Raw genomic sequence first — 8,254 nt, forward strand, 5'->3', positions numbered from 1 at the left:
GAGCATGCTCACGGGTTGGCCGAGCATCGCCGCTTCGGCTTCAATGCCGCCGACACCCCAGCCGAGGACACCGAGGCCATTAATCATTGTCGTATGCGAGTCGGTGCCGACCAGTGTGTCCGGGTAGAGCAGGTCGCCATTGTCACCACCGGCGAATACAACGCGGGCCAGATATTCAAGATTGACTTGGTGAACGATGCCACGACCAGGGGGCACCACTTTGAAGTTATCAAAGGCTTTTTGTCCCCAACGCAAGAATTGGTAGCGTTCGCGATTGCGTTCAAACTCGATTTCAGTATTTCGCTCAAGCGCATCTGGCGTACCGTAATAATCCACCATCACCGAATGGTCGATCACCAGTTCAGCCGGATTAAGTGGGTTGATGCGTTGCGGATCACTGCCAAGTGCTTGCATGGCATCACGCATCGCGGCGAGATCGACAACCGCAGGCACGCCAGTAAAGTCTTGCAGAATGACCCGTGCTGGCACAAAAGCAATCTCGGTTTGCGATGGGGCTTCAGTGTTCCAAGCCGCAAGGGTTTCAATGTCAGAATCGTCAACGAAACCGCTATCGGCGTGCCGAAGCAAATTCTCCAACAAGATTTTGGCGCTGTAGGGCAGACGCGAGAGATCGTATTTTTCGGCCAATGGCGCGAAGCTGTAATAGCGGTATCTTTTGTCACCCAAGGTCAGGGAGGCAAGCATTTGATATTTGTCTGTCATCTTGATGTCCTCTAATTCATTTTTGTTTGCCGTATAACATAGCACAGTGCAGCACGCAGATGGTGCTTGAAAGTGGCGCGGCTTTTTCGCAAACAGGCCCGTCAGTGGCTCATGCGAACGATGCCCTGGCTGAGCAGCGGTTCAATTTTTTTGGCAATGGCCGCAATGCGGTCAGTGGTCTTGGGGTGCGTGGAAAGCCACAAGGCCATTCGACTGTCTCGCGGATCTAAGGCCTCAATTTTTTGTAGGACACTGACCATGGCGTAGGGGTCAAAACCCGCGCGCGTCATCAGTACGAGGCCATGTCCATCGGCTTCAAATTCGTCAGCTTTGGACAGTCCGTTGACGTAGAGTGTTTGCGTGGCCGACAACAATCCTTTGGCAATTTTCTGGTTCCGGCGAGCAACTTGTGACGTTTGATGGTTTGCGTTGTAGGCATCCGCGGCCACTAATGCCAATTGCCCAATAATGTCTAACCCCTTGGTTTTGTCCAATGCCTTCAGATGATGCTTGTCATTCACATGTGCAATTTCATGGGCCAATACAGCAGCCAATTCGTCATCACCGTCCAGCAGTGATAACAGTCCACTTGAGACCAGCACGAAACCACCCGGAGCGGCAAAGGCGTTGATATCACGTGACTGAATGACGGCAAACGTCCAAGGCAGATCTGGTCGTTCGCTTTGCGAGGCAATCCAGCGTCCAACCAGATTGACGTGGCGTTGCAGGGCATCATTAGGCAGCAACGGTGCACCACCTAGCAATACCGCGGTCATTTTTGCACCGAGCATAAATTCTTCTTTGGGCGAAATGTTTTCCGCCGAGGTGAAGGCGCGCTTGCCGACTTGTGCCACGCGACCGAGATCAACACCACCCACCTTGAGCCCGCAGCCTGCCACCATCATGGTGGCGATAAGGCCGGCTAAAATTGGTTTTAATTTGCTCATGGCCGCACCTCCTCGATATACGGAACTGGTTGCGGGTGACGTTGGTGTCGCCGTGCCCAGTCTGCCGCGGCGTCAGCGGAGACACGCAATTTCAGCATGTAATTGAGCGCCGCGAAATTAGGACGCGCACGCTTTATGTCCTGCGCACTCAAACCGCGCACGCCTGTGGATGCGGCGATTGCTTGCGGCCCACGGGAGAAGGTGGCCAACAGCTTGCCGACGCCACTGCCCGTACGATGTCCGATGTTGATTGGCGCCAGTCGCACGGCCAGAATGGGTAACCAGCCTATGGCGTTGTCTACCATGACTTCATACCAGCCGCCTTGCCGCTGCCTTAGCTGAACAGGTGAATTTTTCTTCAACGATTTCACAATCGGTGCCTGAAAAGACGGTAACTTTCGAACCGATGTATCAGTCACGGTGGTGGCAGGTTGGTTTGTTGCCCAGCTGGCGATGCTAATGCACAACAAGCCGAGCCAGAGGCTGAAATATCTGGTGAGCGGCCGGTACTTCACGGTTATCCCTCCCTGTGTTGTTCGAATAGACCAAGTCTGCGCCCACAAACTGGGATGGCACATTGTTATGAGAATGCTTCAAAAGATAGCATGTTTTGGCGAGTGAAACACGGAGGCCCAAACCCAGTTGTGAGCGAACGGTTCCAGTCATGCTGCTGGGACTAGTTCGAGCCATCCTTGGCATAGACGCTTGTCTCGTACTTTTGTGTGCAAAAGCTTTTCGGGTGAGCGATGTTAACTATGTTGAAACCTGTTGCATTAAAACCGTCTTATCCCCCCTGTCCAAGTTTCGAGCACACGGATTGTATGTAGGTGCTCAGGTTTTTCTTTGAAAGGATCTCGATCGGTGACAATAAAGTCGGCAAGGTATCCTGGTTGCAGTTTGCCTAAACACTGTTCGGCAAAACCGGCATACGCCGCCCAAGCGGTCATCGTTTTAAACGCTTCAACCACACTCATTTTCTCCTTAGGAAGCCAGCCCCCGGGTGGAGTATTGTCTCTTTTTTGCCGCGTGACGGCCGCATGCCATGTATAGAAAGGATTGGCGGGTTCCACTGGGAAATCGGTCCCGGAGGCCAAGATGGCGCCGGAATCGAGCAGCGATCGCCAAGGATAAGCCCCTTGGAGTCGAGCCTTGCCCAGCCGTTTCTCCGCCATCCACATGTCGCTGGTGGCATGTGTTGGCTGCATTGACGCGATAATGTGCCATTGGCGGAAGCGAGGGATGTCTTCAACTTTGAGAATTTGCGCGTGCTCGATGCGTGGACGCAATGTTTTCCGTTGCGTGTCGTCAAGCCGTGTGTGCAGTTCATTCAAGACAAAATGGTTGGCCGCATCCCCGATGGCATGAATGTTGATTTGGAATTTGTAGGTGCTTGCCAGTGTGATGAGTTGCGCCAGTCGCTCTGGTTGGCTAACCCAAAGCCCGCGATGGTGCGGCATGTCATGGTAATCCTCGCTTAGCCGCGCACCTCGGCTGCCCAGCGCGCCATCGGCGTACGCCTTGATGCTGCGAATGGATAACCAATCGCAGCTATTGCCATAAAAACCTTCCTGTAATCGCTTGGCAAGATCCGGTCGAGTGGCTGACAGCATGCCGTAGATTCGAATATTCAGTGCATTGGCCTGTTGTAGTTCCCGGTACAGTCGCTCAGTGTCGGCATCAATCCCTGCATCATGCACCGCGGTGACGCCCAGTGAGAGCAGGTGGGCTTGTGCTTGCTTGAAAGCCTTCAGCCGCTGTGTAGCGGTCGGCTTTGGGATTTTTGATTCAACCAACGCCATCGCATTGTCGATCAAAATGCCTGTTGGCTCGCCTTTCTCGTTCCGGACAATTGTGCCGCCCTTCGGATCCGGTGTGTTTTTATCGATGCCAGCAAGTCTCAATGCGGCGCTGTTAGCCCAACCGGCATGGCCATCGATACGCCGCAACCAAACAGGGCGATCGCCGCTGACGTTATCCAGTACGGCTTTGGTCGGAAACACAGGTGTTTGCCAGTTTTCCTGATTCCAGCCGCGTCCAAGCAGCCAGCCTTTCGGATGACGTTTTGCGAAGGCTTTTACCCTATTCGCGACGTCTTCAGCCGATTTTGTGTCTGTCACATCCAGTTGTAACAGTTGAAAACCGAGCCCCATGATGTGCCCGTGCGCGTCAATAAGACCGGGCAGCAACGTGCGTCCCCGCATGTCAATGTGGACGGTCTTGTCCGATTGCCAACGCGCTGGGAGGGTGTGTCCCACCTCAATGACTTTGTCTCCATCAATGACCAGATACTGAAATTTCTGCAGATGGTTGTGCGTATCCAGCGTATAACCATTGACGTTGGTGAACACGACCGGCTCGGCCGCAGCATAGGCCATCCAGACGCCCAAAAGCGACAAGCACCATTGTCTCATTGCCACCTCCCCGCGCTGAATTGTTCGTGTTATTTTTAAGTGTGCCTAACAAACTATCAGGAATTGCCATGTTAATCGATGCCAAGTTGCTTAGTGAAGAGGCATTGCGGGGCATTGCTGAGCATTATGTCATCAGTCAGCTTTCGGAAACTGAAGAAAGTCCACAGTTCGACATTTGGGTTGAGAAAACACTGGAGGCCATCGCGCGAGGCGAACTCGTCGTTGAGTATAGTGAGGTCAACGACAGTGTTTATTTGAAGCGGCGAGACGAACTCCCACGTTGACGTTTTTGCATGCCATAGACAACAAATTTTCGGGTGGCTTTGATCACCTGATAACCGCCAAACAATGTGCGGAATCGGTGTTGATAGGGCAAGTGCCGATTGGCGACCACCCACAAATAACCGCCGACCTTCAGGCACTCATAAGCACGGCGAAAGAGAAGTTCCGCGATGCGGGTGGTGATGACTTCTTGCTGATGAAAAGGTGGATTGCATAACACCAGATCAACGTCGGAGGCATGCAGCGGTTGTGTCCCATCGAACCAGAGAAAACGGCAGCGCTCTTGCTCCTCTGGCCGATTGTGCTGCACGTTTTTTTGTGCAGAGGCAATGGCCATGGAAGATTCATCAACGAAAATGATTTCGGCGTCAGGATATTTGTCGATGGCCGCTAGACCGAGTAATCCGTTTCCGCATCCGAGATCAAGCACGCGTTCAGGGGCGATGTCCGGCAGACAGTCGGCCAAAAGCCGGCCACCCACATCGATTTTTTGCGCACTAAAGGTTCCGGGCAAATTGAATAATGTACAGCGGCGTTCCGGAAATTCCGTGCGATACCATGCTGTCTGATTCTGTTCAGGCTCGTTCGTTTTCCAGAGGCTCGCATGATATCGCCGAGCTTTTTTTTCAGCTCGAGATCGGTGCCACTCGACAAAATATTCATCAAGGCAGGTGGCGAGGTTGGGAGATTCATACTTGGTCATAATGCCGAGCGTGATTTGCCGAATCGCATGACGCCTGTTTTGCAAAGACGACAATTGCCACCGTAACAAATCAATTTGTTTGGGGATAGACAGCCAAACATAATCCACTTCTGGGGGGCAAGCTGGCATCTGGTGGATGAACAGGTTGTCGGCGCCTAGGTCGTTGCGCGCAAGATTGCCTTGCATGGCATTGAGTGACATGGCGGAGTCGTGCCACCAATGTAACTGCGATACCCCACCTTTCAACAAGGCGCAGGTGAGCGCGCCAAAACGGTCATTGACGACAAGGTGACGCGCCTTTCGCCAGTCGGGTAACGAAGCGCAGGCGTTCAGCAGCATGAGATCGGCTTGGTTCCAGGCTCGTAGGGTATTGCTCCGGTCGGGCGGCTGGCGCTCAAGGACAAGATTGCCAAATGGGCTTTCGAAAATGGTCATGCAAAGCCAAGAAAATTTTTTCCGGATTTTACACGAAAAACAAAACAAGGATGACACCGTCCCGCCGATGTCGCATGATAAAGCATACAAATACGTTTGTGAGAGGGCTTTATGAGCGTGATCAATCCATTCCACTTGGCCATTCCGGTCCATGACATTGACGCATGCCGACCGTTTTATCTCGAAGTGCTTGAGTGTCAACCTGGACGCTCGTCGGAGACGTGGCTTGATCTGAATTTTTTTGGCCATCAACTGGTGCTGCATCAAACCGACATGAGGCAAATGGGAAAACACAATGACGTGGATGGCCACAAGGTGCCGGTGCCACATTTTGGGGTTGTCATGCGTATGCCGGAATGGCACGCCGTAGTGCAGCGATTGGAGGCGCATCAGGTGACATTTTTGCTGCCGCCGCATATTCGGTTTCAGGGTAAAGCTGGCGAACAAGCCACTTGCTTTGTTCAGGATCCGGCGGGCAATGCCCTTGAGTTTAAGGCCTTTGCCGATATGGACAGACTATTTGCGACGGATTAGGCCAAGATAATCACGGCGACACCAACAAGCGCGAGCAAGGCGCCAAGCCAGGCGCGCAAGTCGCTTTTTTGTCCGTGCCACAAGCCAATCAACATGGTAAAAATGATCGAGCTGGCAAAAAGCGTTTGCACAATCGCCGCCGGCGCCAGCGCAAAGCTGGCCATTTGCAACAACATGGCTAGGAATGTGCCAAAAAATGTGGCGGTCGTCAGTCCGGGTAGCAGGCCTGTCAGTTGACCACGAATCGTGGCGGAGCGCCAGTACCACACCGGGGCGATGAATAGTGTGCCCACGGCCAATCGGATGAGGCTTGCATCAATGCTCGACACATGGGGCGCAAGCAACACGTCACGGCTGATGACGGCGCCGCCGGCTTGGCACAGTGCGGCAAGGAGCGCAAAAGCAACACCGGCCAGAATCATCGCCCGATTAGCCTGATGATGATTGTGTGAAGGGCGGTACAACACCAGCGCCACACCGCCCATGACGAGCACCACGCCAAGCCATTGATAGAGCGACAGCACTTCCTGGATGAATAGCCATGCAAGCCAGGCCGTAAAGATAGGCGCGGCGGTTTCGGTGACAATCAGTGTGTCGCGTTCGCCAAGCCGGGACAGGGCCGCAAAAAAGGCAGCGTCACCAATCGTAATGCCAATGGTGCCACTGATGGAAAGCCAGAGGACATCATCAAAATGCAACTGGTCAAGACGTCCCCAAAGCAAGGCCACAGGCACCAAGGCACCGGTGGCGAGTACACCTTTCCAGAACGTGAGGGCAACGGCATCCAGACGACCACCGAGTCGCTTAAAGGCAAACACGGCAATTGACCAGCTCAAGGCCGTGGCAAGGGCACTGATTTCGCCAAGCAGTTCGAACACGACGTACCTCATTGATCGCCGAGCGGCGAATATGCCCACTTCAAGTGGCAAAATCAAGAGGGTGAGGCGTGGCAAACGGTCAAAATGGTTGGCCGTCACTTTTTGATCTGTCAGAATGTGAAGAGTGACAAACATGCACGGAGACATGTTATGACCGTCCTTGGTACGGCTTTAACACCCGGTGCGACCAAAATGTTACTGTTGGGCGCCGGAGAGCTTGGTAAAGAAGTGGCCATTGAAGCGCAGCGTTATGGCATAGAGGTCATCGCCGTCGACAGATACGAAAACGCACCGGCGATGCATGTTGCGCATAGTAGCCATGTCATCGACATGCTTGATGGAGAGGCGCTCAAGCAGTTGATACGCAAAGAAAAGCCGCACTACATTGTGCCGGAAATTGAAGCCATTGCGACCGAGGCACTGATCGAACTGGAGGCCGAAGGGTTTTGTGTCGTTCCAACCGCGAGGGCCACTCGCCTAACGATGGATCGAGAAGGCATTCGTCGCTTGGCGGCCGAAGAATTGCAGGTGCCGACGTCGCCCTATCAGTTTGCCGACAGTCTTGATGACGTCAAGCGGGCGGTCGCCGAGCTGGGCCTGCCATGTGTCATCAAACCAGTCATGAGCTCATCCGGCAAAGGACAATCTGTGATTCGCACGGAAAGTGAAATCGAACGAGCATGGCAGTATGCCCAGTCTGGTGGGCGTACCGGACGTGCAACACGCGTGATTGTCGAGGGATTTGTCGATTTTGATTACGAAATCACACTGTTAACCGTTCGTCATGCCGGAGGCACCAGTTTTTGTGCGCCAATAGGGCATCGGCAGGTGGATGGCGATTATCGTGAATCGTGGCAACCACAGCCGATGAGCGATGTCGCGTTGTCGCAAGCCCAGGACATCGCCAGAAAGATCACGGATGCGCTTGGTGGGCACGGCATTTTTGGCGTGGAATTTTTTGTCAAAGACGATCAAGCAATATTTTCCGAAGTTTCGCCACGGCCACACGACACCGGTATGGTGACCTTAACTTCGCAGAACATGTCCGAATTTGCGCTGCATGTGCGCGCCATTCTGGGCCTGCCGATTCCAGCCATTCGCCAACAAACGCCAGCTGCCTCACATGTCATTCTGGCGGAGGGGCACAGCCAGAACATAAAATTTGCCGGGTTCGAGGAAGCACTGTCTGAGCCATTTACCGGTGTTCGGTTATTTGGTAAACCGGAAGTCAATGGCCGCCGTCGGGTTGGCGTGGCGCTGGCCAAGGCCGGTGACATTGAATCGGCGCGGGCTAAGGCGCAGCGCGTGGCGGAAAATATTAAAGTGATTTTGGACTAGCGC

9 protein-coding genes are annotated in these 8,254 nt (G+C 53.6%); 3 read left to right on the forward strand and 6 right to left on the reverse strand.

Annotated features, from left to right (window positions below):
* The 4 genes from acnA to D6694_05465 all read right to left on the reverse strand — a co-directional run.
* Nucleotides 1-723 (reverse strand): aconitate hydratase (gene acnA, locus D6694_05450; protein ID RMH44719.1); only part of this gene is annotated, 723 nt, incomplete at its 3' end.
* Nucleotides 724-824: 101 nt separating this feature from the next.
* Nucleotides 825-1,670, reverse strand: coding sequence for a peptidase M48 (locus D6694_05455; GenBank protein RMH44720.1), 846 nt, complete (start codon nucleotides 1,668-1,670; stop codon nucleotides 825-827).
* Nucleotides 1,667-2,185 carry an SH3 domain-containing protein gene (locus tag D6694_05460; protein RMH44721.1) on the reverse strand — a complete coding sequence of 173 codons (519 nt, stop codon included), beginning with the start codon at nucleotides 2,183-2,185 and terminating at the stop codon, nucleotides 1,667-1,669. Before D6694_05460 ends, D6694_05455 begins: the two co-directional genes overlap by 4 nt.
* 258 nt (nucleotides 2,186-2,443) lie before the next feature.
* Nucleotides 2,444-4,081, reverse strand: a complete 1,638-nt coding sequence (locus D6694_05465) for an amidohydrolase (GenBank protein RMH44722.1) — start codon at nucleotides 4,079-4,081, stop codon at nucleotides 2,444-2,446.
* 68 nt (nucleotides 4,082-4,149) lie between these two features.
* On the opposite strand from D6694_05465, the gene D6694_05470 reads away from it, so the two are divergent.
* Nucleotides 4,150-4,365, forward strand: coding sequence for a YheU family protein (locus tag D6694_05470; GenBank protein RMH44723.1), 216 nt, complete (start codon nucleotides 4,150-4,152; stop codon nucleotides 4,363-4,365).
* Here the strand turns inward: D6694_05470 and D6694_05475 are convergent.
* Nucleotides 4,332-5,654, reverse strand: a complete 1,323-nt coding sequence (locus D6694_05475; GenBank protein ID RMH44724.1) for a methyltransferase domain-containing protein — start codon at nucleotides 5,652-5,654, stop codon at nucleotides 4,332-4,334. The two genes, D6694_05470 and D6694_05475, sit on opposite strands and share 34 nt — an antisense overlap.
* On the opposite strand from D6694_05475, the gene D6694_05480 reads away from it, so the two are divergent.
* On the forward strand, nucleotides 5,613-6,035 hold the full coding sequence (locus D6694_05480; GenBank protein RMH44725.1) for a glyoxalase: 423 nt from the start codon (nucleotides 5,613-5,615) through the stop codon (nucleotides 6,033-6,035). The genes D6694_05475 and D6694_05480 overlap by 42 nt on opposite strands.
* On the opposite strand, the gene D6694_05485 is transcribed toward D6694_05480, so the two are convergent.
* Nucleotides 6,032-7,060, reverse strand: a complete 1,029-nt coding sequence (locus tag D6694_05485) for a DMT family transporter (protein RMH44726.1) — start codon at nucleotides 7,058-7,060, stop codon at nucleotides 6,032-6,034. The two genes, D6694_05480 and D6694_05485, sit on opposite strands and share 4 nt — an antisense overlap.
* A 3-nt stretch (nucleotides 7,061-7,063) precedes the next feature.
* Here D6694_05485 and D6694_05490 point away from each other — a divergent pair, with 3 nt between their 5' ends.
* The gene (locus tag D6694_05490) at nucleotides 7,064-8,251 is read left to right on the forward strand and encodes a formate-dependent phosphoribosylglycinamide formyltransferase (protein RMH44727.1); all 1,188 of its coding nucleotides are present in this window, start codon (nucleotides 7,064-7,066) and stop codon (nucleotides 8,249-8,251) included.
* Nucleotides 8,252-8,254: the final 3 nt, after the last annotated feature.

It is taken from the genome of Gammaproteobacteria bacterium, assembly GCA_003696665.1.
Lineage (GTDB): Bacteria > Pseudomonadota > Gammaproteobacteria > Enterobacterales.

Bases quoted from the DNA above. Each gene is read 5' to 3' on its own strand.
- D6694_05475 (RMH44724.1), bottom strand. From the start codon at position 5,654: ATGGACCGGAATGGCCAAGTGGAATGGATTGATCACGCTCATAAAGCC.
- D6694_05480 (RMH44725.1), top strand. From the start codon at position 5,613: ATGAGCGTGATCAATCCATTCCACTTGGCCATTCCGGTCCATGACATT.
- D6694_05490 (RMH44727.1), top strand. From the start codon at position 7,064: ATGACCGTCCTTGGTACGGCTTTAACACCCGGTGCGACCAAAATGTTA.
- D6694_05465 (RMH44722.1), bottom strand. From the start codon at position 4,081: ATGAGACAATGGTGCTTGTCGCTTTTGGGCGTCTGGATGGCCTATGCT.
- D6694_05455 (RMH44720.1), bottom strand. From the start codon at position 1,670: ATGAGCAAATTAAAACCAATTTTAGCCGGCCTTATCGCCACCATGATG.
- D6694_05485 (RMH44726.1), bottom strand. From the start codon at position 7,060: ATGTCTCCGTGCATGTTTGTCACTCTTCACATTCTGACAGATCAAAAA.
- D6694_05470 (RMH44723.1), top strand. From the start codon at position 4,150: ATGTTAATCGATGCCAAGTTGCTTAGTGAAGAGGCATTGCGGGGCATT.